We start from the raw sequence: 26,378 nt of genomic DNA, 5'->3' as shown, positions 1-26,378 counted from the left end.
ATCGACCCTGGGAAGCAGTCGACCAAGGTCGACGTCTACCTCTTACTTCTTCTTGGCCGGAGCGGTGGCCACCGTGGCCGGCACCGGATCGCTACCGTGGCGCTTGGTCATCCACCACTGCTGCAGCAGGCCCAGGCCACCGTTGACCACCCAGTACAGGACCAGGCCGGACGGCATGAAGGCCATCATGACGCCGAACACCAGCGGCATGAACTGCATCATCTTCTGCTGCATCGGGTCCATGCCCGGCGCCGGCGTCAGCTTCTGGGTGAACCACATCACCGCCACGTTGATCACCGGCAGGATGAAGTACGGGTCGCGGGCGGTCAGGTCCTGGATCCAGCCGAACCAGGGCGCCTGGCGCAGTTCGACCGATTCCACCAGCACCCAGTACAGGGCGAAGAAGATCGGCATCTGGATGAGGATCGGCAGACAGCCGCCCATCGGATTGATCTTTTCCTTCTTGTACAGCTCCATCATCGCGGTCTGGAACTTCTGGCGGTCATCGCCATAGCGTTCCTTCAACTGCGCGATGCGCGGCTGGAAGCGACGCATCTTGGCGCCACTCTTGTACTGCGTCGCCGACAGCGGGTACAGCACGATCTTCAGCAGCACCACCAGGCCAACGATGGCCCAGCCCCAATTACCCACCAGCTTGTGCACCTGGTTGAGCACCCAGAACAGGCCCTGGCCGATCACCGCCATCATCGAGAAGCGGCTGTAGTCGACCACACGGTCCAGACCCGGCACGTCTTCCTTGGCGATCAGGTTGACCAGCTTCGGGCCGACCCACAGGCGGGCCTCGGTGCTGGTGGACTGGCCCGGGGCCACGGTGAAGGCCGGGCCGCGCGCTTCGATCAGGTCACGACCGGCCACCTGCGACAGCACGTAGTGTGCGGTCTGGTCCTTCTGCGGGATCCAGGCGGTGAAGAAGTGGTGCTGCAGCATCGCCAGCCAACCACCGGTGATGTTCTGGTTCAGCGCGCCATCGTCCAGGTAATCCTTGAACGCACGACGCTGGTACTTCTTGTCGTTGTCGTACCAGGTGGCACCGTTGAAGCTGAACGAGTCCGGGTTGGTCATGCTCCGCGACAGGATCGTCGGGGTGCGGTCCAGGGTGCGGTAGACGTAGCCGTTCCACGGCGCGGCGCCAGCGTTGCTGACCTCGTCCTTGAAGCGGATCGCATACTCGTTGCGGCCCACGATCAGGGTGCGCTTGATGGTCACGCCGTTATCGGCGGTCCACACGAACGGGACCTGCAGTTCGTCCTGGCCCTTGGCCAGCACGAAGTCGCGGGTGTCACCGACCAGCTTGAAGCCGTCGGCGCCCGGCACGGGGGTGTTCTTGTCTTCGCTGGCCCAACCACTGATCGCGCTGTACGGATGCGCGGGGTCTTCGGTCAGCAGGCGCACCGGCGGGCTGCCTTCGTCCTTGCTCTGCGGGAACTGCAGCAGTTCGGCATCAAGCACGCGGCCGCCATCGAGCACCAGGCGCAGCACGTCGGTGGTGATGGTCACGCGCTGTGCGGACGGGGTGGCGCTGGCCTGGGCCTGGACAGCGGGCTGGCCCGGAGCACCGGGAACCTGCGCGCTGGGGATGCTGCCCGGGGCTGCACCAGGGACGCTCTGTGCGGCGGCCGGGGCCGAGCTGGTCGTCGGCGCCGGGGTCGGGGCGGACTTCTCGCGGCTCCACTCCATCCACAGCAGCACGGCCACCATCAGCCAGGCAAAGATCAGGAAAACACGGGTCTGGTTCATCAGCAGGCAGGCTCAGCGGGGCCGGGACGCGGTGCCGGCTCGGTGACGGAGGAAATGGCAATGCCATCAGGCGGCGGCATTGTGCCGTCCACGCCCGGCGCGGGCAATGCGCGCAGGCGCCGCAACAGGCGCAGGAAGGCCTGGCGGATATCTTCGTTGCTGGCATGACGCGCAGCAGTACGAGCCACGACGACGAAGTCGCCTGGCTGTATGTCGGTTCGTGTCTGACGCAAGGCGTCGCGCAGGACGCGCTTGATCCGGTTACGCCCAACGGCGTGAGGATCGACCTTGCGGGAAACCGCCAGACCCAGCCTGGCCGGCCGGTCAGCCGGTAGCCAGTGCAGGGTCATCAGCGGATCGGACACACGGCGGGCGCCGTTGAAGACCGTTGAATATTCGGCACGCGTGCGAACCCGCGCAGAGCGAGGGAATCGCTTGCGCGGGTCTGCAGTATTCACTGTCGAATGGATTGCGTCTGCCGCTGGATGCGGCATGGCAATCAGGCGCTCAGGACTTTGCGGCCCTTGGCGCGGCGACGCGACAGGATCTTGCGGCCGTCAGCGGTCTTCATACGGGCACGGAAGCCGTGGTCGCGCTTACGCTTGAGGTTGCTGGGCTGGAAGGTGCGCTTGGTGGCCATGTGGGCCTCTCGTATGAATGGGACGGAAAGAACCGGAAATTTTAGAGAGGTGTCCCCCCTCCCGTCAACCCCTGTCTGCTACGCCAATTCACCGGGCTGTGCAATAGCTGTGGATCTTTTTGTGAATAAGTAGGGGACAAGCATTCCGAAGGCGGGCGCTCGGTGGTAGGCTGAGCCATCCATTTCCCCCTTTCAGGCCTGTGTTTGGGCGCCTTTTCGCGCCTATGCATCGGCCACCGGACAATTATTGCTGATGGATGCCTGGTCACGTAGTCTCGAGCGACTCGAGGCGGAGTTCCCGCCCGAGGATGTTCACACCTGGTTGAAGCCGCTGCAGGCCGATCTGCGCGCTGACAGCCTGGTGCTGTATGCACCGAATGCCTTCATTGTCGATCAGGTGCGCGAACTGTACCTGCCGCGGATCCGCGAGCTGGTCACCCACTTTGCCGGTTTCGGCGACGTTTTTCTTGAAATCGGCTCGCGCCCGCGGCCCGTGGACGCGCAGATCGCGCCGGTTTCCAGCCATTCGGCGCAGGCGCCGGTGCAGCCGCAGGTCCCGTTCGCCGGCAACCTGGACAACCACTACACCTTCGCCAACTTCGTCGAGGGCCGCAGCAACCAGCTGGGCCTGGCCGCGGCATTCCAGGCGGCTCAGAAGCCGGGCGACCGCGCGCACAACCCGCTGCTGCTGTACGGGGGCACCGGCCTGGGCAAGACCCACCTGATGTTCGCCGCCGGCAACGCGATGCGTCAGGCCAATCCGGGTGCCAAGGTGCTGTACCTGCGTTCGGAACAGTTCTTCAGCGCGATGATCCGGGCCTTGCAGGAAAAGACCATGGATCAGTTCAAGCGCCAGTTCCAGCAGGTCGACGCGCTGCTGATCGATGACATCCAGTTCTTTGCGGGCAAGGACCGTACCCAGGAGGAGTTCTTCCACACCTTCAACGCGTTGTTCGATGGCAAGCAGCAGATCATCCTGACCTGCGACCGCTATCCGCGCGAAGTCGAAGGCCTGGAAGCGCGCCTGAAGTCGCGTCTTGCCTGGGGCCTGTCGGTGGCGATCGAGCCGCCGGACTTCGAGACCCGCGCTGCGATCGTGCTGGCCAAAGCCCGCGAGCGTGGTGCCGAGATTCCCGATGACGTTGCGTTCCTGATCGCCAAGAAGATGCGCTCCAATGTGCGCGACCTCGAGGGCGCGCTGAATACCCTGACCGCCCGCGCCAATTTCACTGGCCGCGCGATCACCACCGAATTCGCCCAGGAAACCCTGCGCGATCTGCTGCGCGCCCAGCAGCAGGCGATCAGCATTCCCAACATCCAGAAAACCGTTGCCGACTACTACGGGCTGCAGATCAAGGATCTGCTGTCCAAGCGTCGGACCCGGTCGCTGGCCCGTCCGCGTCAGGTTGCCATGGCGCTGACCAAGGAACTGACCGAACACAGCCTGCCCGAAATCGGCGACGCCTTTGCCGGTCGCGATCACACCACGGTGCTGCATGCCTGCCGGCAGATCCGCACCCTGATGGAAGCCGACGGCAAGCTCCGCGAGGACTGGGACAAGCTGATCCGGAAGCTGAGCGAATGATGCACGTACGCCGATGAGGCGTCACCGCATAAAACGGTGCAGAATCCGGTAGCAAGCGCGGGACAGGGTGTGGATAAAAATGCCGTTGGATTTCGCGGAGAATTTATCCACAGCTTTCCCCACCCCTTGGGGGCTGGTAATGCAGAGGGTTTCGAAGCGTGAAACCCCTTTGTTTACAAAGACTTAGCTGTGTTTTCCAGCGATTCTGGCTCTACCAGCACCACCAAGCTTTTGATTTATTCCACATTTTTTTAAAGCATAGGGGCACGGAACCACATGCGTTTCACACTGCAGCGCGAAGCCTTTCTCAAGCCGTTGGCACAGGTCGTCAACGTGGTCGAACGCCGCCAGACCCTTCCGGTTCTGGCCAATTTCCTGGTGCAGGTGCAGAACGGCCAGCTGTCGCTGACCGGTACCGACCTGGAAGTGGAGATGGTGTCGCGGATCGCGGTTGAAGATGCCCAGGACGGCGAAACCACCATTCCGGCCCGCAAGCTGTTCGAGATCATCCGTGCACTGCCCGATGGCAGCCGGATCACCGTCTCGCAGACCGGTGACAAGATCACCGTGCAGGCAGGTCGCAGCCGCTTCACCCTGGCCACCCTGCCCTCCAACGACTTCCCGTCGGTGGACGAAGTGGAAGCCACCGAGCGCGTTGCCATCGGCGAAGCCACCCTGAAGGAGCTGATCGAGCGCACGGCGTTCGCGATGGCCCAGCAGGACGTGCGCTATTACCTCAATGGCCTGCTGTTCGATCTGCGGGGCGATGCCCTTCGCACCGTCGCGACCGACGGTCATCGCCTGGCACTGTGCGAAACCGATCTGGCCAAGCCCAGCGGTTCCAAGCGCCAGATCATCGTGCCGCGCAAGGGCGTCACCGAACTGCAGCGCCTGCTGGAAAGCGGCGATCGCGAGATCGAGCTGGAAGTCGGCCGCAGCCACGTTCGTGTCAAGCGCGACGATGTCACCTTCACCTCGAAGTTGATCGATGGTCGCTTCCCGGATTATGAGGCAGTGATTCCGATCGGTGCCGACCGTGAAGTGAAGGTCGACCGTGAAGCACTGCGTGCCTCGCTGCAGCGTGCCGCGATCCTGTCCAACGAGAAGTACCGCGGCATCCGCGTGGAAGTCTCGCCTGGCAACCTGAAGATCAGCGCGCACAACCCGGAGCAGGAAGAAGCCCAGGAAGAAATCGAAGCCGACACCACGGTCAGCGATCTGGCTATCGGCTTCAACGTGAACTATCTGCTGGATGCCCTTTCCGCTCTGCGCGACGAAGAGGTGATCATCCAGCTGCGCGACTCCAACTCGTCGGCGCTGGTGCGTGAATCGAGCAGCGAGAAGTCGCGTCACGTGGTGATGCCGTTGCGTCTCTGACCTTCGCGCAGTTCCACGTGGAACACATGGACGCTCGGGATTTCCCGGGCGTCTTTTTTTTGTTCCACGTGGAGCATCGTTGCCGAATGTTCCTGGCATCGTTCACGCGTTCGCGCTGTCGAGTTGTTCCAAACTTTCCTGCACTTGCAGGTGATCCTGGTCCCGACGGAATCAGTTGCGCAGTTCTGGCCCGGCGGAATGCTGAGACGCTTTGCATGCGAGTGGAGACTGCGTTCGATCAAGGCACTTCCGATGTCTGCTGACCTCTCTGTCCACAGGCCTCATTCTCGGAAATTCGGGGCCTCCCTAGCTTCTAAATCTGGGTATAAATCAAAAGCTTGGTGGTGATGGTAGGGCCAGATTTCATGTAAAAGTAGGCTATGTTTTTGATTTAAAAGAAATTTATAGGGCTGAAACCCCCTGTATATGGGCCATCAAGCCTGGGGGGGAACCTGTGGATAGTTTTGGTGCGAGGGAAAAGTGCCTTTTTTATCCACAGTTCGCCCACACCTTGTGTATAAGTCATACAGTCCCGCTGTGGATGGCGTGGAACGGATGCTTGGAATTTCTTGAAATCTGTGAAACCTGGCAGGGACGCTGTCAGCAGATTTCAAAGAATTTTCGGAGTACCGACGGTCACCGCGGCGCACCGTCAGGCCGGGTGCGCGTGCAAGGGCCCGCCGGATCGTTGAAATCTGGGCTCCTTGAGACTTGTCGGGCTGCTGGATTTGAACGATTTCGGCCGCTGTCCGGTCGCCTGTCGCTGGCAGTCACACCCCCAATCACGTGAAACACGTGTTCTCCGACGTCGCGAAGGGTCACTGATGCCGGCCCGCGTCCCGCCATGACGGCCGGCTTGACCAATGCAGTAAGCTGGGTGATTCCCTGCCCCTCTACCGCCATGTGCGGATGGTCTGTCGCATCCCATGCAGATTCGTCGTCTTGCCCTCCATCAGTTGCGTCGATTCGATGCGGTGGAGCTGTCGCCCCAGCCAGGGGTGAATCTGCTGACCGGTGACAACGGCGCTGGCAAGACCAGCGTCCTTGAGGCGCTGCATCTGATGGCCTATGGGCGGAGTTTCCGCGGGCGGGTACGCGACGGTCTGGTGCGTCAGGGCCATGAAGCGTTGGACGTCTTCGTGGAATGGGACGAACAACGCGGTGATCTGCCCGTGCAGCGGCGAAAGGCGGGGCTGCGGCACAGTGGGCAGGAGTGGAAGGGCCGTCTGGACGGCGAAGACGTCGCCCAGCTCGGAAACCTGTGCGCTGCCTTGGCGGTGGTGACCTTTGAACCGGGCAGTCACGCTCTGGTGAGCGGCGGTGGTGAACCGCGTCGGCGGTTTCTGGATTGGGGCCTGTTCCACGTGGAACCAGACTTCCTTTCCCTGTGGCGGCGCTATTCGCGGGCGCTGAAGCAGCGCAATGCACTGCTCAAGCAGGGCGGGCCTTCCCGGATGCTCGATACCTGGGATCACGAGCTGGCAGAGGCAGGAGAGCCGTTGACCAGTCGCCGGCAGCACTATCTGGAGCGGCTTCAGTCCCGAACGATCGCGCTGGCCGAGGCATTGGCTCCGCAACTGGGTATCGTGGGCCTGAATCTGAGCCCCGGCTGGCGCCGGAACGAGGTTCCACTGGCAGATGCCCTGCTGCTGGCGCGGGAACGCGACCGACAGGCGGGCTATACCTCGCTGGGCCCGCATCGGGCGGACTGGAGCGTGGCGTTCCACAGCATTCCAGGTCGCGATGCGCTCTCACGAGGCCAAGCCAAGCTCACCGCCCTCGCCTGTCTGCTGGCACAGGCGGAGGATTACGCCGAGCAGCGTGGCGAGTGGCCGGTCATTGCGCTCGACGATCTGGCCTCGGAGCTGGATCGCACCCACCAGGCCCGGGTCCTGCACCGCTTGTTGGCGGCGCCGGCGCAGATATTCATCACCGCAACAGAAACGCCTGCGGCGCTGGAGACGCTGAGCAACATCACCCGGTTCCACGTGGAACATGCACAGATCGTGGCTGTGCCATAGTGGGCACGGCAAGGCCGCTCAGCCCCGGCTGGTATAATTCAGGCTGCTATCCCTTCATTCTCGGCACATCGCTCAAAGCGGTGTCCGACCTGCGGAGCCTACGGCAAGCGCAATGACCGACGAACAGAACACCCCGGCAAACAACGGCAACTACGACGCCAACAGCATTACGGCCCTGGAAGGCCTGGAGGCTGTCCGCAAGCGCCCAGGCATGTACATCGGCGACGTCCATGACGGCACCGGCCTGCATCACATGGTGTTCGAGGTCGTCGACAATTCAATCGACGAAGCCCTCGCCGGCCATGCCGACCACGTCTCGGTGACGATCCATGCCGATGGCTCGGTAGGCGTGTCCGACAACGGTCGCGGCATCCCGACGGGCAAGCACGAGCAGATGAGCAAGAAGCTCGACCGCGATGTGTCTGCAGCCGAAGTGGTGATGACGGTCCTGCACGCAGGCGGCAAGTTCGACGACAACAGCTACAAGGTTTCCGGCGGCCTGCACGGCGTGGGCGTCAGCGTGGTCAACGCGCTGTCGCAGAAACTGGTCCTGGATATCTACCAGGGTGGCTTCCACTACCAGCAGGAGTACGCCGACGGCGCAGCACTGCATCCGCTGAAGCAGATCGGCCCCAGCACCAAGCGCGGGACCACCCTGCGCTTCTGGCCCTCGGTAAAGGCTTTCCACGACAACGTGGAATTCCACTACGACATCCTGGCCCGGCGCCTGCGCGAACTGTCCTTCCTCAATTCCGGCGTCAAGATCGTGCTGGTGGACGAGCGTGGTGATGGCCGCCGCGACGACTTCCATTACGAGGGCGGCATCCGCAGCTTCGTGGAGCATCTGGCGCAGTTGAAGACGCCGTTGCACCCGAACGTGATCTCGGTGACCGGCGAATCCAATGGCATCACCGTGGAAGTGGCGCTGCAGTGGACCGACTCCTACCAGGAGACGATGTACTGCTTCACCAACAACATTCCGCAGAAGGACGGCGGTACCCACCTGGCCGGCTTCCGTGGCGCATTGACCCGCGTGCTCAACAACTACATCGAGCAGAACGGCATCGCCAAGCAGGCCAAGATCAACCTGACCGGCGATGACATGCGCGAAGGCATGATCGCGGTGCTGTCGGTGAAGGTGCCGGATCCCAGCTTCTCCAGCCAGACCAAGGAAAAGCTGGTCAGCTCGGATGTGCGCCCGGCCGTGGAAAGCGCGTTCGGCCAGCGCCTGGAAGAGTTCCTGCAGGAAAACCCGAACGAAGCCAAGGCCATCGCCGGCAAGATCGTCGACGCTGCCCGTGCCCGCGAAGCGGCGCGCAAGGCCCGCGACCTGACCCGCCGCAAGGGTGCGCTGGATATCGCCGGCCTGCCGGGCAAGCTGGCCGACTGCCAGGAAAAGGATCCGGCGCTGTCCGAACTGTTCATCGTCGAGGGTGACTCGGCAGGTGGTTCGGCCAAGCAGGGTCGCAACCGCAAGAACCAGGCGGTGCTGCCGCTGCGCGGCAAGATCCTCAACGTGGAACGTGCGCGCTTCGACCGCATGCTGGCGTCCGACCAGGTGGGTACGCTGATCACCGCGCTGGGTACCGGCATCGGTCGTGACGAGTACAACCCGGACAAGCTGCGGTACCACAAGATCATCATCATGACCGACGCCGACGTCGACGGCGCGCACATCCGCACCCTGCTGCTGACGTTCTTCTACCGTCAGATGCCGGAGCTGATCGAGCGCGGTTATGTCTATATCGGCCTGCCGCCGTTGTACAAGATCAAGCAGGGCAAGCAGGAGCTGTACCTGAAGGACGACCCGGCGCTGGACAGCTATCTGGCCAGCAGCGCGGTGGAGAACGCTGGGCTGGTGCCGGCCAGCGGCGAGCCGCCGATCGACGGCGTGGCACTGGAAAAGCTGCTGCTCGCCTACGCTGCCGCGCAGGACACGATCAACCGCAATACCCACCGCTACGACCGCAACCTGCTCGAAGCGCTGGTCGACTTCATGCCGCTGGAGCTGGAAAACCTGCGCACTGCAGGTCCTGGCGAAGGTCTGGACGCGTTGGCCAAGCACCTCAACCAGGGCAACCTCGGCAGCGCCCGCTTCACCCTGGAACTGCAGGAACCCAACGAGCAGCGTCCGGCGGCCGTACTGGTGACCCGCAGCCACATGGGCGAACAGCACATCCAGGTGCTGCCGCTGTCCGCGCTGGAAAGCGGCGAACTGCGCGGCATCCATCAGGCAGCGCAGCTGCTGCACGGTCTGGTCCGCGAAGGCGCGGTCATCACCCGTGGCGCCAAGTCGATCGAGATCGACTCGTTCGCACAGGCCCGCAACTGGCTGTTGGACGAAGCCAAGCGCGGCCGGCAGATCCAGCGATTCAAGGGTCTGGGCGAAATGAATCCGGAACAGCTGTGGGATACCACCGTCAATCCCGATACCCGTCGCCTGCTGCAGGTGCGCATCGAAGACGCGGTGGCCGCTGACCAGATCTTCAGCACCCTGATGGGTGATGTGGTCGAACCGCGTCGTGACTTCATCGAAGACAACGCGTTGAAGGTCGCCAACCTGGATATCTGACACAATCGGATCGTGGCCGGCGCACGGGGAGGTGCGCCGGCTTTTGTCCCTTGATCGCAGGTAATCGATGTCCGCTTCCGCCCCGGTTTCCGCTCCGCCGCCGGTCCCGCCGGCAACCGCAGCCGCCCGCGCCTCCTCGCCGCTGGCAGGTTTTTTCATTGATCTGGGCATCGCGACAGTCGCCCTGTTCGGGTTGAGTGTCATCTGCGGGGCGATCTGGGGGCTCTACCGCAGCCTGCAGATCAGCGCGGCCAATGCACAAGGCGCTGCCACCTCGGTTGGCCAACCCGGTGCGCTGGGACAGATCCTGATGGCATTGATCGCCACCGGTGGCGCAGCGCTGCTGGTCTACTTCTGGCGACGCCCGGCCAATGCCGCCGAACGCCAACTCTCGCGCCAGGCACTACGGCGGCCCTCCACCTGGGGTTGGACCCTGCTGGTCGCCGCACTGATCGTGCTGGGCAGCAATGGCATCGCCTTCCTGGCCAAGCAGATGGGCATCGAGCCGGTACCCACCAACCTGGAACTGATGCAGAACGCGATCGCGCGTTTCCCTGTGTTCCTGGCGTTGTTTGCGATTGTGTTGGCACCGGCCTACGAGGAACTGCTGTTCCGCCGCGTCCTGTTCGGGCGCCTCTGGCAGGCGGGGCGTCCCTGGCTTGGCATTGTTCTCAGCAGCCTGGCGTTTGCCCTGGTCCATGAAGTGCCCGGGGTCAGCAAGAATTCCCTGCTCGGGACTGCACAGCTGTGGCTGGTTTATGGCGGTATGGGCGCTGCATTCTGCTGGCTGTACCGCCGCACCGGCACCTTGTGGGCCGCGATCACCGCACATGCACTGAACAATGCCGTGGCGCTTGCGGCCCTGGTGTTTTTCGGGGCAACGTAAGGCGCTGTCCGCTTGACGAAAGATTAAGCAGACCCGTTACACACTGGGCTTCTGAACACGGGGGTGGGTCCATGAAACAACTGCTGCTGGCCATCGTCATCACCACTCTGGTCAGCGCCTGCGCGACCACCACTTCACCCACCGGCCGTCGGCAGATGGTGGGCGGTGTGTCGCAGGCTCAGCTGGACCAGCTGGGTGCGCAGGCGTTCGCCGAAACCAAGCAGAAAGAGAAGATCAGCAGCGACGGCCGCCAGAACGGCTACGTGCAATGCGTGGTCAACGCGCTCGTTGCACAGCTGCCGCCACAGTACCGTGGCGTACGGTGGGAGACGGCCGTATTCGTCGACAAGGAACCCAACGCCTTCGCCCTGCCCGGCGGCAAGGTCGGGGTCAACACCGGCATCTTCACAGTCGCCAGGAACCAGGACCAGCTGGCCGCAGTGATCGGCCATGAGATCGGCCATGTGATCGCCCGCCACCACGAAGAGCGCATTACCCGGCAGATGGGCGCGCAGACCGGATTGGCGGTGCTGGGCGCGTTGGCTGGTGCGTATGGTGGGGAAGGCGCGGCCAGCACGGTCAACCAGCTGGGCGGGATGGGCGCGCAGACCGCGTTCCTGTTGCCCGGCTCACGCACCCAGGAGAGCGAGGCTGACGTGATCGGTCAGCGGTTGATGGCCGAGGCCGGATTCAACCCCGCCCAGGCGGTCGATCTGTGGCAGAACATGATGGCCGCCAGTGGCGGTCGCAGCCCGCAATGGTTGTCCACCCATCCCGATCCAGCCAATCGGATCAGGGAGTTGCAGCGTGATGTACCGGCGCTCGGCCCCGTCTACCAGCAGGCCCAGGCCGCCGGACGCCGGCCAAAGTGTGGCTGAGTGCGCAGATTCATGCTGTATTGCAGCACATAAAACGATTTCTCACGCCATCTGTTTCTGATACGTTTGGCGGCTCAGATTTTTCTGACAGTCCGACTTTGCCGCTACCGGCGGTTCGATCGAGGTGAACGATGATTTTCCGTAACCACAAAGCTGTGCTTTCCGTCCTCATCGCCACTGCCCTGACCGGCGCCGTGGTCACCGATGCGTTCGCGCAGTCCTCGCGTTCGTCCGAGCGTGGCAACCGTGGCGGCAAGCAGGCCAAGGCCGAAGTGCTGTTCCCGAACGCGACCCGCCAGGAACCGGCAGCGAAGTCGTCGGCCAAGCTGGGCAGCAAGCTTCAGAAGATGATTGACAGCTACAACAAGGAAAAGTTCCCGGAGACCCGCACGCTGGCCGACGAGATCCTGGCCACCGACGGCGCCAACGAGTACGACAAGTCGCTGGCCGCGCAGCTCGCCTCGCAGGCCGCCTACCAGACCGACGACACCGCCGCCGCCATCGCCTACCTGAAGCAGGTGCTGCAGTTCAACGGCCTGGACAACAACGGCCACTTCCAGTCGATGCTGATGCTGGGCCAGCTGCAGATCCAGGAAGACAAGACCGCTGAAGGCCTGGCGACCCTGGACAAGTACTTCGCCGAGAGCAAGTCGACCAAGCCGGAAGAGCTGATCATCAAGGGCCAGGCGCTGTACCAGCTGGAGCGCTACCAGGAAGCGATCCCGGTGCTGAAGCAGGCCATCGCCGGCGCTGCCGAGCCGAAGGACAACTGGAACCAGCTGCTGATGGCCGCGCTGTCCGAAGCCGGCCAGACCGGTGAGGCGGTGCAGGCTGCCGAAGCACTGGCCGCCAAGAACCCGAATGACAAGAAAGCGCAGCTGAACCTGGCCAACATGTACATGCAGGCCGACCAGATGCCGAAGGCCGCCGCGGTGATGGACAAGCTGCGCAGCAGCGGTCAGCTCACCGAAGAGCGGGAGTACAAGCAGCTGTACTCGATCTATGCCAACACCGAGAACAAGGAAAAGGACGTCATCGCGGTCATCAACGAAGGGTTGCAGAAGGGCATCCTGAAGCCGGATTACCAGGTCTACCTGGCACTGGCCCAGTCCTACTACTACTCCGACCAGGTACCGCAGGCGATCGAAGCGTGGCAGAAGGCCGCCCCGCTCTCCAAGGACGGTGAGACCTACCTGAATCTGGCACGTGTTTTGCACAGTGAAGGTCGTGTCCCGGAGGCCAAGCAGGCCGCCCAGCAGGCGCTGGCGAAGGGCGTGAAGAACCAGGCGGATGCCAAGAAAATCATCAACCTGAAGTAAGTAGGAATAACGCCTGAACGCCTGCCCAGTTGATGCGCAAGCGCTCAGGATTGGTATAAGCTTGGAGGTTCCTGCGGTGTCATGCACCGCTGATCAGGGATCCCGCCCCCGGGATTCCGGCCCCACTATTGAGCTCTTGGCGCATGACGGAACAACTAGTCGTTCACCGGTACGAACAACCCGATGACAAGGGGCTGAGCTGGCCTCGCATCGTCGGTATCGCGTTTGTAATCGCCCTGCATCTGGCCGCCTTCATGATGCTCCTGATTCCTGCCGTGGCTCCCAAGGCCGTGGCGGAGAAGGAGCGCAACGTCATGGTGACCATCGTCGACGCGCCGCCGCCGCCGCCACCGCCGCCGCCGCCGCCGCCGCCGCAGGACACCCCGCCGCCGCCGGTGAAGAATCTGTCGCCGCCGAAGCCGTCGCCCGTCCCGCCGCCGCCGCAGGCGCCGGTCGTCGACGTGCCGGAACCGCGCCCGAACGATATCGTCACCCCGCCGTCGCCGCCCTCGCCGCCGGCACCGCCGACCTCGATCGAGGCCAGCGTGGACATCTCGTCGAAGGCCATGAATCCGCCGCGCTATCCGCCGGCCGCCTTCCGCGCTGGTATCCAGGGCGAAGTGATCCTGATCATTGATGTCGATGCCAGCGGCAACGTCACCAATGTCACGGTGGAAAAGTCCAGCCGTAACCGCGACCTGGACCGTGCTGCGATGGAAGCTGCCCGCAAGTGGCGTTTCAACGCCGCCGAAGCTGGCGGTAAGAAGGCTGCTGGCCGCGTCCGCGTCCCGGTCAACTTTGCGCTGAACTGATGCGCCCGGGTGGCCACCTGGCCACCCTCGCCTCCAGTTCGATTGTTTAGCTTAGCTACACCCTTTATCACCACACACAACAAAGGTAAGCGTCATGCTGCAGGAAATTTTCATCGCCGCTGCTGCCGGGGGCAATCCGTCCAACGCCCTGTCGCAGATGGGCTTCGAGCATCTGATCCACGAAATGACCACCAAGCCGGGTGATTTCGCGGTTTCCTGGGTCGTGCTGCTGACCCTGGTCGTCATGTCCGCCATGTCCTGGTACTGGACCGTCATCAACATCTTCCGTGCTACCCGCCTGAAGAGCGCCGCTGATCGCGTCGTCAGCCTGTTCTGGGATACCCCGAACGCGCAGGACGCCATCCGTGCAATGGAAGAGCAGCCGGCTTCGGAGCCGTTCTCGAAGATCGCACTGGACGCTGCACAGGCTGCTGCGCACCACCAGCGTGCTGAAGGCGGCGCTGTCGGCGGCGTGGGTGAGAACCTGAGCCGTTCGGAGTTCGTCGACCGCGCTCTGCGCCAGGCCGTGACCCGCGAAAGCAACAAGCTGCAGTCGGGCATGACCCTGCTGGCTACCGTCGGTGCAACCGCTCCGTTCGTCGGTCTGCTGGGTACCGTGTGGGGCATCTACGGCGCGCTGATCAAGATCGGTGCCACCGGCTCCGCTTCGATCGACGCCGTTGCCGGCCCGGTGGGTGAAGCGCTGATCATGACCGCCATCGGTCTGTTCGTCGCGATCCCGGCCGTGTTCGCCTTCAACTTCTTCAGCAAGATCAACAGCGCGACCATCAGCAAGTTCGATACCTTCGCGCACGACCTGCACGACTTCTTCGCCACCGGTTCGCGCGTCCGCTAATTGCGACGCGCTGTACCCGCGAGAACGTAGTCACCAAGATCTAGACGGAGCCCGTTATGGCTTTCAGTAGTGGTAACAGCGGCGGCCCCATGGCCGACATCAACGTTACGCCCCTCGTGGACGTGATGCTGGTGCTGCTGATCATCTTCATCATCACGGCGCCGCTGATGTCCCACAAGGTCAAGGTGGATCTGCCGGAGGCCAATCTGGTCCAGAAGCCGGACGACACCAACGACCGCAAGGGTCCCATCACCCTGGCAGTCAAGGAAGACGGTTCGATCTACTGGAACGACGAGAAGATCGACAAGCAGACCCTCGAGTCGCGCTTGGCGACCGCCGCCCAGCAGACCCCGCAGCCGCCGTTGAACCTGCGTGGTGACCGCACCACCAAGATGCGTGTCATCAACGAGATGACCAAGGTCGCGCAGGAACAGGGCATGCTGGACGTCGGCTTCGTGGCGACCAAAGAGAAGGGGCAATAAGCCATGGCATTCAGTAGTGGTGGTGGCAAGGGCCCCATGGCAGACATCAACGTCACGCCCCTCGTGGACGTGATGCTGGTGCTGCTGATCATCTTCATCGTGACCGCGCCGATCATGACGTACCCGATCGCCGTGGACCTGCCGCAGCGCGTGCTCAACCCACCGCCGCAGCTGGTCGAACCGCCGCCGCCGATCGAGTTGAAGATCGACGCCAGCAACCAGGTCTCGTGGAACAACAGCCCGATCGGTACGCACGAGCTGCAGCAGCGGATGGAGCAGGAGGTCCAGCGTGACCCGACCAACCAGCCGGAACTGCGGATCGATGCCAGCCCGGATTCGGAGTACGACGTGATGGCCAAGGTTCTGGCCGCCGCGAAGAATGCTCAGATGAAGAAGATCGGCTTCGTGCAGCAGTAAATCGCTACACCGCAATACATCAGTCATGACGCGACTGCAGACGCCCCTGGAAACAGGGGCGTCTTTTTTTTGCTTGGTGGTGGTCTGCCGGCCCTACCTCGCTGCCATTGGTAGGTGTCGACCTTGGTCGACACGTGGATCCACGCCATGCGTGGATGTGTCTTCCTGGGAACGCGCCTGGGAACAAATGCCTCTGACCGGTGCGTGTCCCCGCTATGATCGGCGGATGCTCGCCCTCTTCGATTCCGTGCGCCATTGGCTTGATGGCATCGCCCACCTGGGAACGATCCTGGCAGTGGCCTATCTGCTGTACCTGCTCGCCCTGACCGGTTGGATCATGCTGCAGAAGCGCGAGCCGGTGGCCACGCTGAGCTGGATCCTGTCGCTGGCGCTGCTGCCCTACCTCGGCCTCTTCATCTACTACCTGCTGGGACCGCAGAAGGTGAAGCGGCAACGGCTGCGTCGCGGTCGCGCGCGCTCGGGCATGGAGCACTACAGCGATGTGTGCCCGCCCGATGCCGACTGCACCGAGCTGGCCAAGATCGCGCAGGCGACCACCGGGTTGGCGCCAAGCACCGCCACCGAAGTGACCTGGCTGGTCGACGGCGCGACCACCTACGCCACGCTGTTGGAAGCAGTGGCGCAGGCGCGTGACCACGTGCATCTGGAGTACTACATCTTCAATCCCGACCACGCCGGCACCGCGTTGCGGGACGCCTTGGTGGAACGGGCCCGTGCCGGTGTGCAGGTGCGGCTGCTTCTCGACGCAGTGGGCTCCTCCACCGTACGCAAGCGCTTCCTGCAGCCGCTGCTGGATGCCGGCGCGGAAGTGGTCTGGTTCCATCCGCGGCAGCTGCTGAAACCGTTCAAACGCCCTTGGTTGAACCTGCGCACGCACCGCAAACTGGTGATCATCGATGGCCGGCTGGCCTTCACCGGCGGCATCAACATCACCGACGACGAAGACGAAAGCCGCAACCCGAATGCCTATCGCGATCTGCACATGCGCCTGCGCGGGCACGTGGTGCGCAGCCTGCAGCTGGTGTTTGCCGAGGACTGGTTGTACGCCAGTGGCCAGGATCACTCGCGGTTCGACATCGCCCGGCTGTGGCCGAGCGATATGGCCCTGCGCGGCGACGGCGCGATCGACGCGCAGGTGCTGGTCTCCGGCCCGGATTCGGGATGGGAGACGATCCACAGACTGCATGTGGCCGCCATCCAGGAAGCACGTGAGCGGGTCTGGCTGGTGACCCCTTACTTCGTACCTGGCGAGGCGGCGCGGATGGCGCTGACGTCGGCGGCACTCGGCGGCCTGGACGTGCGCCTGCTGGTACCGAAGATGAGCGACTCCTGGTTCGTCACCCAGGCCGCCCGCTCGTACTTCGACGAACTGCTGCATGCGGGAGTGAAGATCTACGAGTACGGTCCGCGCATGCTGCATACCAAGGCGTTCATCGCCGACGACGATGTCTGCATCGTCGGCAGCGCCAATTTCGACCACCGCAGCTTCCGCCTGAACTTCGAGCTGTCGATGATGATCAGCGACCGTGGCCGGGTGGCGGAACTGTCTACGTTGCTGCAGTCAGAATTCGAGCGTGCCACCCGCGTACACGACCAGGCAGGACGCTCGTTGTGGCTGCATCGGTTGCCCGAGGCCTTCGCGCGATTGGCCTCGCCGCTGCTGTGAGGCAGCGCTACACTGCGGCGGTGGCCCGGGGAGACTGACAATGTACTGGCTGTACCTGCCGTTGGCGCTGGGCTGCTTCGCCTTTGCCCTGAAAACACCGAACATGGGGTTGATGTCACTGGCCCTGCTGGGCGCCCTCGCCTTCCTGCTGGCGTGGGTGCGCGGTCGCTACGTGGCACGCTTTGGCGACCTTCAGTGTGATCCGGCGACACTGGTGGACAGCGATGAACTGCGGCGGCTGCGCGAACAGGCCAAGGTGACTCCGACCGATGGCAGCGACCCTCCCTCTCACTCCTCGTAGTCCCGTTCCATGACCCAGCTCAGCGTCAACGTCAACAAGATCGCCGTCCTGCGCAATTCGCGTGGCGGTGCCGAACCGGACGTGGTGCGTGCCGCCCAGGCCTGCCTGGACGCGGGCGCGCATGGCATCACCGTGCACCCGCGGCCGGACCGCCGCCACATCACCGCCGAGGACGTGCTGGCACTGTCGGCGCTGACCCGTGCGCGGGGCGTCGAGTTCAACATCGAAGGCAACCCGTTCGCGCCGCCGCGTGAGGGCTACCCCGGGCTGCTGCCGCTGTGCGCGCAGACGCGCCCGGCACAGGCCACGCTGGTTCCCGATGGCGATGGCCAGATCACCTCCGACCATGGTTTCGACTTCGAGCGCGACGCGCAGCGACTGCGCCCGCTGGTGGCCGAGTTGAAGGCAATGGGCTGCCGGGTGAGCCTGTTCGTGGATGCCGGCAACCCGCTGCTGGAGCAAGCGGCCGAGGTCGGTGCCGACCGCATCGAGCTGTACACCGGCCCGTATGCCGAGGCCCATGCTGCCGGCGACGCCCGGGCCATGCTGCAACTGTTCGCCACTGCCGCGCGCCGTGCACAGGCCGTCGGCCTGGGTGTGAATGCCGGACACGATCTGTCGCAGGACAATCTGCGTGACTTCCTGTCCGATGTGCCGGAGGTGCTGGAAGTGTCGATCGGCCACGCCCTGATCGGCGAGGCGCTGTACGACGGCCTGGATGCCACGGTGAAGGGCTACCTGGCACTGCTGTAGCAGTGCATGGGACTTCCCCTCCAGATTGAAGCCGGAGGACGTGCGGCAGGTCGCCGTATTCCGGCCTGGCATGCGCCCCTGTAGCGGATCTTCCCATCGCAGCTGTTGAGACACCCGTGGCCCATGCTGGCCTGCCGCGGCGATGGCGCGCGCCCGGTCGCAAGCCACGCAACCCTGTGGACAAGTCTGGGGTCAACGTGCGGTCCCATACGCCTCCGCGCCTACAGCTACGTGAATCCTGGCCGCTTGCGCCGCCTGTGGTTAGCAATAATACTAATGTTCCGTAACGGCCGGAGGGCAACATGCAGCACCCCCCTCGCAACGCCCAGGCCGCCATCAAGGGCCGGGGTTCCACGTCCCACCTTGCCGGGCGCTTCGAAAGCACCGTCAGCGAGGCGGTGGACGACGGCTGGGCGATGGACGAGAGCGAAGAATTCCTCGCTCCGCGCCTGCGCACCGAAGTACGCGCGGAGACCGCGCGCAGCATCATCAGCCGCAACAACTCCCCGGACGTCGGCTTCAGCCAATCGGTGAATCCGTATCGCGGCTGCGAGCATGGCTGCTCCTACTGCTTCGCGCGCCCCTCGCACGCCTATCTGAACCTGTCGCCCGGGCTCGACTTCGAGACCAAGCTGTTTGCCAAGACCAACGCGCCGCAGCTGCTGCGCAAGGAACTGTCGAAGCCGGGCTACGTGCCGCAACCGATCGCGCTGGGCATCAACACCGACGCGTATCAGCCGATCGAGCGCAAGTTCAAGCTGACCCGTCAGCTGATCGAAGTGATGCTCGAAACCAAACACCCGTTCTCGCTGATCACCAAGAACGCGCTGGTCGAGCGCGACATCGATCTGCTCGCACCACTGGCGGCGGAGAACCTGGTCAGCGTGCATTTCTCGGTGACCTCGCTGGATCCGCACCTGTCGGCGAAACTGGAGCCGCGTGCCTCGGCACCCCATGCGCGCCTGCGTGCGATGAAGCGCCTGCATGAAGCGGGCATTCCCGTCGGTGTAATGGTGGCACCGGTGATTCCGTGGATCAACGACAGCGAACTGGAAGCTGTTCTGGAGGCTGCGCATGATGCCGGCGCCAGTACTGCAGGCTACGTGCTGCTGCGCTTGCCGCTGGAAGTGGCGCCGTTGTTCCGCGATTGGCTCGATACCCATCATCCGGATCGTGCCGCGCATGTGATGAGCACGATCCAGCAGCTGCGTGGCGGCAAGGATTACGACAGCCAGTTCGGCACGCGCATGCGTGGCCAGGGCGTCTATGCGGAGTTGTTGAGCAACCGCTTCAAGCTGGCGCGCAAGCGCCTCGGGTTCAATGCGCAGAACAGCCACTGGCCGAAGCTGGATTGCAGCCGGTTCGAGAAGCCGTTGCCGCCGAAGGTGGATACACCGCAGGGCAGCCTGTTCTAGGTAGCGGCGGTCACAGCGCGGTGCAACTGGTCAGCCGCCACCGAACAACTTCTGCGCGCTCTGGAACAGGATCCAGCTGGTCGCGATGAACTTGTCGCCGCCCTGCGGCCGGTTGCCACGATGCGTGTGGGTGAACGCCGTCGGCGCGATCAGCAGGCTGCCGGTGCGCGGTGCGATCTTCCGACCTTGGAACAGGAACTCGGTTTCGCCTTCGTGGAAGTCGTCGTTGAGGTACAGCGTCCACAGCACATGCCGGTGCAGCGTCTCGGCCTGTGCGTCCTTCGGGTACAGCTCGCAGTGCCAATACGGGTAGCCGCCCTCGCCCGCTGCGTACCACTGCAGGTTGATCGCGCCCGGGCGCAGGCAGGTGCGCGCCAGATCCGCGAGCTGCTCCGGCGCCATGTCGGGAAAATCCTCGGCCGACAGACGTCGCGGCTGGCCGTTGCTGTCCTGGATCTGCAACATCAGCGGCGCGATCAATGCCTGTGGATAACGGCGTAGATAAGTCTGCAGACCGGCAAAAACCGCCTGCTGCAGCTGCTGGTCCACATCCTGCCATCCCTCCAGGCCGCTGATCCGCAGATCCTTGCTGTGCTTGAGTTCCGGGAATACACCGCTGCCCACTGCACCGGGTTTCAGGCCCTGACTTGCACGCATGCGGGCGACGATCGCAGCGCATACATCGCTGGGGACGGCGTTGTGGATGACCTCGATGAAATCGACAGGGCCCGGCTCGTGCATGCGTGCATTCCTTCGACGGCAAGGGCTTGATGGTGCCGCTTGCCGCCGCTGCTGTCACCCTGCGGTCATGTCATCGATCTGCCATGACCGCTGTAGGGATGGCCGCAGTCAGACGCTCTTCGCGTCATGCTCCTGGTGATAACGCACGGCCTCGGCGACCTCTTCGCGCGAACCGAGGAACACCGGCACGCGCTGGTGCAGCTGGTCGGGTTGCAGGTCGATGATGCGTTCGCGACCAGTCCAGGCCGTACCGCCCGCCTGCTCCACCAGCAGCCCCATCGGGTTGGCTTCGTACATCAGGCGCAGCTTGCCGGCCTTGCCCGGTTCCTTCTTGTCCCACGGGTAGATGAAGATGCCGCCGCGGGTCAGGATGCGATGCACGTCGGCGACCATGCTGGCGATCCAGCGCATGTTGAAGTTCTTGCCGCGCGGGCCGTCCTTGCCGGCCAGCAGATCTTCCACATAGGCCTGCATCGGCGCTTCCCAGTGCCGCTGGTTGGACATGTTGATGGCGAATTCCTGGGTGGCCGCCGGGATCTGCATGTTCTCGGTGGTCAGCAGGAACTCGCCGGTTTCGCGGTCGAGGGTGAAGGCGTGGGTACCGTGGCCGACGGTCAGCACCAGCTGCGTGCTGGGCCCGTAGATGCAGTAGCCGGCGGCGATCTGCTTGCTGCCCGGCTGCAGGAAGGCATCATCGCCAGGCAGTTCGACGTTGGTCGGGCAACGCAGCACCGAGAAGATGGTGCCGACGGAGACGTTGACGTCGATGTTGGAGCTGCCATCGAGGGGATCGAACAGCAGCAGGAAATCGCCGCGCGGGTAGATGTCCGGCACCGGCTGGCTGTGGTCCATTTCCTCCGATGCGCAGGCAGCGAGGTGACCGCCCCAGGCATTGGCTTCCAGCAGGATCTCGTTGCTGATGACATCCAGCTTCTTCTGCGCTTCGCCCTGCACGTTGCCGGTGCCGGCCTCGCCGAGCACGCCACCGAGGGCGCCCTTGCTGACGGCGATGGAGATGCTGGTGCAGGCGCGGGCGACGACCGCGATCAGCTGGCGCAGGTCGGCGTTGATGCGGCCGGCGTGCTGCTGCTGGATCAGGAAGCGGGTCAACGAGGTACGGGACATGGGCGGGCAGGTCTCGGCAACGGGAAAACGCCTATTGTCGCTGGTCTGACTTGCGCGTGGGTGAGCGCGGGGAAGGCGTAATCGTTTCCAGAGGCGTTGCGCTGCAGAAGCGGGGCGCTCTGCTTCTGTAGAGCCGAGCCCGCGCTCGGCTGCTCTTCGTCCGTCACGCCGCGCAAGCCGAGCGCAGGCTCGGCTCTACAGCAACCCTTGGCGAAACCAGGACCCAAAAACAAAGGCGCCTTGCGGCGCCTTTGTCTTCAAACCACTGGAGTGGTGCTTCAGCCCTTGGCGACGGTGGCCACGGCCTTGGCGACGTACTCCAGGTTGTTCTGGTTCAGCGCGGCCACGCAGATGCGGCCGGTGCCGACGGCGTAGATGCCGAACTCGTCGCGCAGGCGCTCGACCTGTTCGCGGCTCAGGCCGGAGTACGAGAACATGCCCGCCTGTTCGTTGATGAAACCGAACTGCGGGGCACCGGCGGCGGCCAGCTTCTCGACCAGGCCCTGGCGCAGGGCGTGGATGCGCTCGCGCATCTCGGTCAGTTCCTGCTCCCACATCGCACGCAGTTCCGGGTTGGTCAGCACGCCGGCAACCAGTGCAGCACCGTGGGTGGACGGGCTGGAGTAGATCGTGCGGATCACGCGCTTGACCTGCGACTGCACGGCCTTGGCGTCAGCGGCGGTCGGCGCCACCATCGACAGCGCACCCACGCGCTCGCCATACAGCGAGAACGACTTGGAGTACGAGTTGGCGACGATGAAGCTGTCGATGCCGGCCTCGGCGATGATGCGCACCGCGGCGCCGTCCTGCTCGATGCCCTTGTCGAAGCCCTGGTAGGCCATGTCGATGAAGGGGAACAGCTGGCGATCCTTCAGCAGCTGCGCGACCTGCTTCCACTGGGTGACGGTGAGGTCGGCGCCGGTGGGGTTGTGGCAGCAGGCATGCAGCAGCACCACGGTGCCCGCTTCCAGCTTGCCCAGGTCGGCCAGCAGGCCGTCGAAGTTGACGCCATGGGTGGTCGGGTCGAAGTAGGTGTAATCCACCACCTCGAAACCAGCGGCGCTGAACACGGCGCGGTGGTTTTCCCAGCTCGGGTTGCTCAGCGCGACGGTGGCATGCGGCAGCAGCTTCTTCAGCACGTCGGCGCCGACGCGCAGCGCACCGCTGCCACCGACGGTCTGTGCGGTGGTGACGCGACCGGCGGCCAGCAGCGGCGAATCCTTGCCGAACACCAGCTCACGGGTAGCCTGGGTGTATGCCGGCAGGCCATCGATCGGCAGGTAGCCGCGCGGTTTGGCTTCGTTGGCGAGCTGCTGCTCGATCTGCTTGACGGCGCGCAGCAGCGGAATGCGGCCGCTCTCGTCGTAGTAGATGCCCACACCCAGGTTGACCTTGGTCGGGCGGCTGTCGGCGTTGTACGCCTCGGTCAGGCCCAGGATCGGGTCGCCTGGGACCAGTTCCACGTTTGCAAAGAAGGACACGGCGGTACTCGTTCGGTAGACGGAAAGGGGGAGGAATTGCGCCACGCGGTTCGCGGCCTGTCGGCCGAAACCGACCCATCGTAACAAAGCCTGCCGGGGCTGGCCGCCGCCATCGTCATCCGCCTGCCCGTACCATGGCGTGCGTTGCCGCCCGATCCATCAACCTGAATCATGAATTCCGCCGCACGACGTCATTGCCTGCCGCTGTCCGCCCTGCTGCTGTCGCCTTTTTCGGTGGCGGCCGCGCCCTCGCCCACCGCGCTGCCGGCTGTGCAGGTGCAGGCAGCGCGGGTGCCGGGCGTGGATCCCTTCGCCCTGCCCGCCAGCCTGGATACGGTGTGGATCGATGCCGACCGTACCGGCCCCAACGCGCAGCTGTCCGAGGCGCTGGACGGGGTGCCGGGCCTGCTGGCCCGCGACCGGCAGAACTTCGCGCAGGACACCCAGTTGTCGATCCGTGGCTTCGGCGCCCGCTCGACCTTCGGCGTACGCGGGGTGCGGGTGCTGATCGACGGCGTGCCGGCGACCATGCCCGATGGCCAGGGCCAGCTGTCGCACGCCAGCCTGCTCGGTGCCGAGCGCATCGAGGTGTTGCGTGGGCCGTTCTCGGCCCTGTACGGCAACTCGTCCGGTGGCGTGCTGCAGGTGTGGAGCGCGCAGGGCCAGGCCGGTGACCCCTGGCGGCTGCGGGTGAATGCCGGTGCCGACAACACGCTCAGCGTCGGCGCGCAGCTGCGCGGCGCGGGCAAGGGCATCGACTACAACGTGGCCGCCAACCATTTCAGCACCGATGGCTGGCGTGACCACAGCCGTGCGCGCCGCGAATCGTTGAACGCGCGTCTGGGCACCGAGCTCGCTGGCGGCCGCCTGGAGCTGCTGCTCAACGCCCTGCACGCACCGAACGCGCAGGACCCGCTGGGGCTGGCCCGCGTGCAGGTGGCGGCCGACCCGCGCCAGGCCACGGCGGTGGCCCACCAGTACAACACCCGCAAATCGGTTCGCCAGCAGCAGGCCGGCCTGCGCTGGACCCGGGAAGCCGGTGCGCAACGCTGGCAGCTGATGGGCTATGCCGGGCAGCGCGCGGTGACCCAGTACCTGCCGATTCCGCCGGGACCGCAGGCCAACCCATTGCACGCCGGTGGTGTGATCGACCTGGATGGCGGTTACGGCGGGCTGGACGCGCGCTGGGGCTGGAACGGCGATCTGTGGGGGCGCCCGCTGGATCTGGTGGTGGGCGTGAATGCCGATCGCCAGCGCCAGCACCGCACCGGCTATGAGAACTTCGTCGGCACCACCGTGGGGGTACGCGGCCGCCTGCGTCGCGACCAGATCGACATCGTGCAGAACGTGGACCAGTTCGCGCAGGCGTGGTGGCAATGGAGCCCGCGCTGGTCGCTGCTCGCCGGAGTCCGCCACAGCACGGTGCGCTTCGAATCGGATGATCGCTACATCGTCGGGCGCAACCCGGACGACAGCGGTCGCCGCCGCTACCAGGCCACCACGCCGGTGGCGGGTGTCAGCTTCGAGGCAAGCCCGCAGTGGCGCCTGCACGCGGCCGTGGGCCGTGGTTTTGAAACCCCGACGTTCAACGAACTGGGCTACCGCGCCGACGGCCAGGCCGGGCTGGCGCTGGATCTGGCGGACGCCCGCAGCCGCAGCCTGGAAGTGGGCAGCAAGTGGCACGCACAGGATGGAAGGCAGCTCGATGTCAGCCTGTTCCGTGCAGATACCGACGATGAGCTGGCCGTTGCCAGCAACACCAATGGCCGCAGCACTTACCGCAACATCGGCCGCACCCGCCGCCAAGGTGTGGAGCTGCAGTACCGCCAGCCGCTGGCCGAGCAGCTGGAGCTGCAGCTGGCCTGGACCTGGCTGCAGGCGCAGGTGCGTTCGTCGTACTTGGCCTGTGCGGCCAGCAACTGCGCCGTGCCCGACACCGTGGTTGCCGCTGGCAGCCGCCTGCCCGGCGTGCCCCGGCAGCAGGCGTATGCCCGCCTGCAGTGGTCGCCGGGGGACTGGCAGTGGGCGCTGGAAGCTGCCGCCAGCAGCGACGTGGTGGTGAATGACATCGCCACCGAGCGCGCACCGGGATACGCGCTGCTGAACCTGGAGGCCGGCCACAGGTGGACGCTGCAGTCCGGTGACCTGCGCGCATTCGCGCGTATCGACAACGTGCTGGACCAGCGCTACATCGGCTCGGTGATCGTCAACGACGGCAACGGCCGGTTCTTCGAACCGGGGCCGGACCGCCGCGCCAGCGTCGGCCTGCAGTGGTCATGGCGCTGAAGCGGTAGTGCCGGCCGCTGGCCGGCATCGCTCCGTGCAGGAGTCAAGGAGGTTGCCGGCCAGCGGCCGGCACTACCCGTCAATCGGTGGCCTTGGCCGGCGTGGCGATCAATCCGGGGCCTTGGCTGGCACGAACGGTGAGGTCGGGTCGCTGGCCGGGAAGGTCTCTTCCAGCGCCTCGTCCTGGTTGTCGCTGGCGTGCTGCTTGCGCTCGCGCCGCTTCAGCGGGCTTTCCTGGCCACCGCGGTTGCGATCGCCACAGTCCTTGCGGTCCTGTGCGGCCTGCTCAGGCCGGCGCACGACCGGCAATGCACCCTCGTCGGGTGTCGACATGCCGGCGCCACGGTCCTCGGCGTCGGCCAGATCGTGTTTGCCGCGCTGCTCGCCCGGCTCGGGGGTGTGGTTCTCACGCAGGGGGTCACGGGTGGTGGTCATGGGGCATTCCTCCGGTAGGCCTCCACTACAGCGCGGACGAGGTAAAGCCACTGCGAACCCCGCGTCATGAACATCTTTGTCACGACTGGATAACGGCACCGCGCGTATTCCTGCCCACCCGCCCTGCTGCAGGAGCCGGCCATGCCCCGTCTTGAACGCCCCGCCCCGTCCGTGTTCAACGCCCTGCTGGATCCGCTTGGCCAGCGCAGCACGCAGCGCCGGACGCGCCGCCTGGAGGATCCGCAGGCGGTGGCGCAGGATTACCTGCAGTACATGCTGAGCGACTACGAGGAACGCCGCGGACAGGGGCATCGCAACTGGCGCGATCTGTGCCCGGTGTATGCCTTCGCGCTGACTACCCATGCTGCCGACTGGCCGCGTGGCGGTGGTGCCGATACCTGTGGCGAGCTGGCCGAGCACTGGGACCAGATGCGCGGACAGTCGCGCCTGAACTGGGCACAAGCGCAGCCGGTGGTGGAAGATGCCTGGCGCGCGCTGGACCACATCCCTGCCGCTGCGGTGAGGCCGCTGCTGCAGTAGCGCCACCCGCA

Annotated in this window: 24 protein-coding genes; 17 read left to right on the top strand and 7 right to left on the bottom strand. The window is 64.6% G+C overall.

Going from position 1 to position 26,378, the window contains the following annotated elements:
• Nucleotides 1-42: 42 nt before the first annotated feature.
• Genes yidC through rpmH form a run of 3 tightly spaced genes read right to left on the bottom strand, consistent with a single transcriptional unit; the run spans nt 43 to nt 2,398 of the window.
• The gene (yidC, locus tag MRBLST15_RS16465; protein WP_265952059.1) at nt 43-1,758 is read right to left on the bottom strand and encodes a membrane protein insertase YidC; all 1,716 of its coding nucleotides are present in this window, start codon (nt 1,756-1,758) and stop codon (nt 43-45) included.
• Complete coding sequence (gene rnpA, locus MRBLST15_RS16460) at nt 1,758-2,252, bottom strand: ribonuclease P protein component (protein WP_025875580.1); 495 nt, start codon at nt 2,250-2,252, stop codon at nt 1,758-1,760. The genes yidC and rnpA overlap by 1 nt, the downstream gene beginning before the upstream one ends.
• A gap of 5 nt (nt 2,253-2,257) precedes the next feature.
• Nucleotides 2,258-2,398 carry a 50S ribosomal protein L34 gene (gene rpmH, locus MRBLST15_RS16455; protein WP_006404565.1) on the bottom strand — a complete coding sequence of 47 codons (141 nt, stop codon included), beginning with the start codon at nt 2,396-2,398 and terminating at the stop codon, nt 2,258-2,260.
• 253 nt (nt 2,399-2,651) lie between these two features.
• Between rpmH and dnaA the strand changes: the two genes are divergently transcribed.
• The 15 genes from dnaA to MRBLST15_RS16380 all read left to right on the top strand — a co-directional run bounded on the left by dnaA (nt 2,652) and on the right by MRBLST15_RS16380 (nt 19,759).
• The gene (gene dnaA / locus MRBLST15_RS16450; RefSeq protein WP_089241915.1) at nt 2,652-3,983 is read left to right on the top strand and encodes a chromosomal replication initiator protein DnaA; all 1,332 of its coding nucleotides are present in this window, start codon (nt 2,652-2,654) and stop codon (nt 3,981-3,983) included.
• 276 nt (nt 3,984-4,259) lie between these two features.
• The gene (gene dnaN, locus MRBLST15_RS16445) at nt 4,260-5,360 is read left to right on the top strand and encodes a DNA polymerase III subunit beta (RefSeq protein WP_005411731.1); all 1,101 of its coding nucleotides are present in this window, start codon (nt 4,260-4,262) and stop codon (nt 5,358-5,360) included.
• 926 nt (nt 5,361-6,286) lie between these two features.
• Nucleotides 6,287-7,381 (top strand): DNA replication/repair protein RecF, encoded by a 1,095-nt coding sequence (gene recF, locus MRBLST15_RS16440; RefSeq protein ID WP_265952057.1) that lies wholly within the window; start codon nt 6,287-6,289, stop codon nt 7,379-7,381.
• 112 nt (nt 7,382-7,493) lie between these two features.
• Nucleotides 7,494-9,953, top strand: coding sequence for a DNA topoisomerase (ATP-hydrolyzing) subunit B (gene gyrB / locus MRBLST15_RS16435; protein ID WP_265952056.1), 2,460 nt, complete (start codon nt 7,494-7,496; stop codon nt 9,951-9,953).
• Between the two features lie 67 nt (nt 9,954-10,020).
• Nucleotides 10,021-10,839 (top strand): CPBP family intramembrane glutamic endopeptidase, encoded by an 819-nt coding sequence (locus tag MRBLST15_RS16430; RefSeq protein WP_312705156.1) that lies wholly within the window; start codon nt 10,021-10,023, stop codon nt 10,837-10,839.
• 71 nt (nt 10,840-10,910) lie between these two features.
• On the top strand, nt 10,911-11,717 hold the full coding sequence (locus tag MRBLST15_RS16425; protein WP_312705157.1) for a M48 family metallopeptidase: 807 nt from the start codon (nt 10,911-10,913) through the stop codon (nt 11,715-11,717).
• Between the two features lie 131 nt (nt 11,718-11,848).
• Nucleotides 11,849-13,036 carry a tetratricopeptide repeat protein gene (locus tag MRBLST15_RS16420; RefSeq protein WP_265952054.1) on the top strand — a complete coding sequence of 396 codons (1,188 nt, stop codon included), beginning with the start codon at nt 11,849-11,851 and terminating at the stop codon, nt 13,034-13,036.
• 143 nt (nt 13,037-13,179) lie between these two features.
• On the top strand, nt 13,180-13,848 hold the full coding sequence (locus MRBLST15_RS16415) for an energy transducer TonB (RefSeq protein WP_032951834.1): 669 nt from the start codon (nt 13,180-13,182) through the stop codon (nt 13,846-13,848).
• A 94-nt stretch (nt 13,849-13,942) separates the two neighbouring features.
• The gene (gene exbB, locus MRBLST15_RS16410; protein WP_025875552.1) at nt 13,943-14,704 is read left to right on the top strand and encodes a TonB-system energizer ExbB; all 762 of its coding nucleotides are present in this window, start codon (nt 13,943-13,945) and stop codon (nt 14,702-14,704) included.
• Nucleotides 14,705-14,760: 56 nt separating this feature from the next.
• Nucleotides 14,761-15,186: an ExbD/TolR family protein gene (locus MRBLST15_RS16405; RefSeq protein ID WP_033832642.1), complete on the top strand. Its 426-nt coding sequence runs from the start codon at nt 14,761-14,763 to the stop codon at nt 15,184-15,186.
• A gap of 3 nt (nt 15,187-15,189) precedes the next feature.
• On the top strand, nt 15,190-15,603 hold the full coding sequence (locus MRBLST15_RS16400) for an ExbD/TolR family protein (RefSeq protein ID WP_025875547.1): 414 nt from the start codon (nt 15,190-15,192) through the stop codon (nt 15,601-15,603).
• 226 nt (nt 15,604-15,829) lie between these two features.
• A complete protein-coding gene (cls, locus tag MRBLST15_RS16395) occupies nt 15,830-17,290 on the top strand; it encodes a cardiolipin synthase (protein WP_312705415.1) in 1,461 nt (486 codons plus the stop codon).
• Between the two features lie 40 nt (nt 17,291-17,330).
• Nucleotides 17,331-17,591, top strand: a complete 261-nt coding sequence (locus MRBLST15_RS16390; protein WP_367786806.1) for a hypothetical protein — start codon at nt 17,331-17,333, stop codon at nt 17,589-17,591.
• A 9-nt stretch (nt 17,592-17,600) separates the two neighbouring features.
• The gene (locus tag MRBLST15_RS16385; RefSeq protein ID WP_312705413.1) at nt 17,601-18,344 is read left to right on the top strand and encodes a pyridoxine 5'-phosphate synthase; all 744 of its coding nucleotides are present in this window, start codon (nt 17,601-17,603) and stop codon (nt 18,342-18,344) included.
• 302 nt (nt 18,345-18,646) lie between these two features.
• A complete protein-coding gene (locus MRBLST15_RS16380; protein ID WP_089241897.1) occupies nt 18,647-19,759 on the top strand; it encodes a PA0069 family radical SAM protein in 1,113 nt (370 codons plus the stop codon).
• 30 nt (nt 19,760-19,789) lie between these two features.
• Here the strand turns inward: MRBLST15_RS16380 and MRBLST15_RS16375 are convergent, their stop codons facing one another.
• The 3 genes from MRBLST15_RS16375 to MRBLST15_RS16365 form a co-directional block, all read right to left on the bottom strand.
• Entirely contained in the window at nt 19,790-20,500 is a 711-nt protein-coding gene (locus MRBLST15_RS16375; protein WP_367786803.1) for a 2OG-Fe(II) oxygenase, read from the bottom strand.
• Nucleotides 20,501-20,608: 108 nt separating this feature from the next.
• Nucleotides 20,609-21,625, bottom strand: coding sequence for a class 1 fructose-bisphosphatase (locus MRBLST15_RS16370; RefSeq protein ID WP_176019180.1), 1,017 nt, complete (start codon nt 21,623-21,625; stop codon nt 20,609-20,611).
• Between the two features lie 278 nt (nt 21,626-21,903).
• The gene (locus MRBLST15_RS16365) at nt 21,904-23,106 is read right to left on the bottom strand and encodes an aromatic amino acid transaminase (protein WP_367786801.1); all 1,203 of its coding nucleotides are present in this window, start codon (nt 23,104-23,106) and stop codon (nt 21,904-21,906) included.
• Between the two features lie 171 nt (nt 23,107-23,277).
• On the opposite strand from MRBLST15_RS16365, the gene MRBLST15_RS16360 reads away from it, so the two are divergent.
• A complete protein-coding gene (locus MRBLST15_RS16360; protein ID WP_367786799.1) occupies nt 23,278-25,392 on the top strand; it encodes a TonB-dependent receptor family protein in 2,115 nt (704 codons plus the stop codon).
• Nucleotides 25,393-25,500: 108 nt separating this feature from the next.
• Here MRBLST15_RS16360 and MRBLST15_RS16355 read toward each other — a convergent pair whose 3' ends face one another.
• Nucleotides 25,501-25,827: a hypothetical protein gene (locus tag MRBLST15_RS16355; RefSeq protein ID WP_089241889.1), complete on the bottom strand. Its 327-nt coding sequence runs from the start codon at nt 25,825-25,827 to the stop codon at nt 25,501-25,503.
• A gap of 141 nt (nt 25,828-25,968) precedes the next feature.
• On the opposite strand from MRBLST15_RS16355, the gene MRBLST15_RS16350 reads away from it, so the two are divergent.
• Nucleotides 25,969-26,367, top strand: a complete 399-nt coding sequence (locus MRBLST15_RS16350; RefSeq protein WP_265951052.1) for a hypothetical protein — start codon at nt 25,969-25,971, stop codon at nt 26,365-26,367.
• The last annotated feature ends 11 nt before the right edge of the window (nt 26,368-26,378 follow it).

Origin of the sequence: Stenotrophomonas sp. LST15-1-1.1 (assembly GCF_040815575.1) — a bacterium.
GTDB lineage: Bacteria > Pseudomonadota > Gammaproteobacteria > Xanthomonadales > Xanthomonadaceae > Stenotrophomonas > Stenotrophomonas lactitubi_B.
The sequence above is the reverse complement of the archived record's forward strand: the minus strand, read 5'-3'. Positions and strand labels throughout refer to the sequence as shown.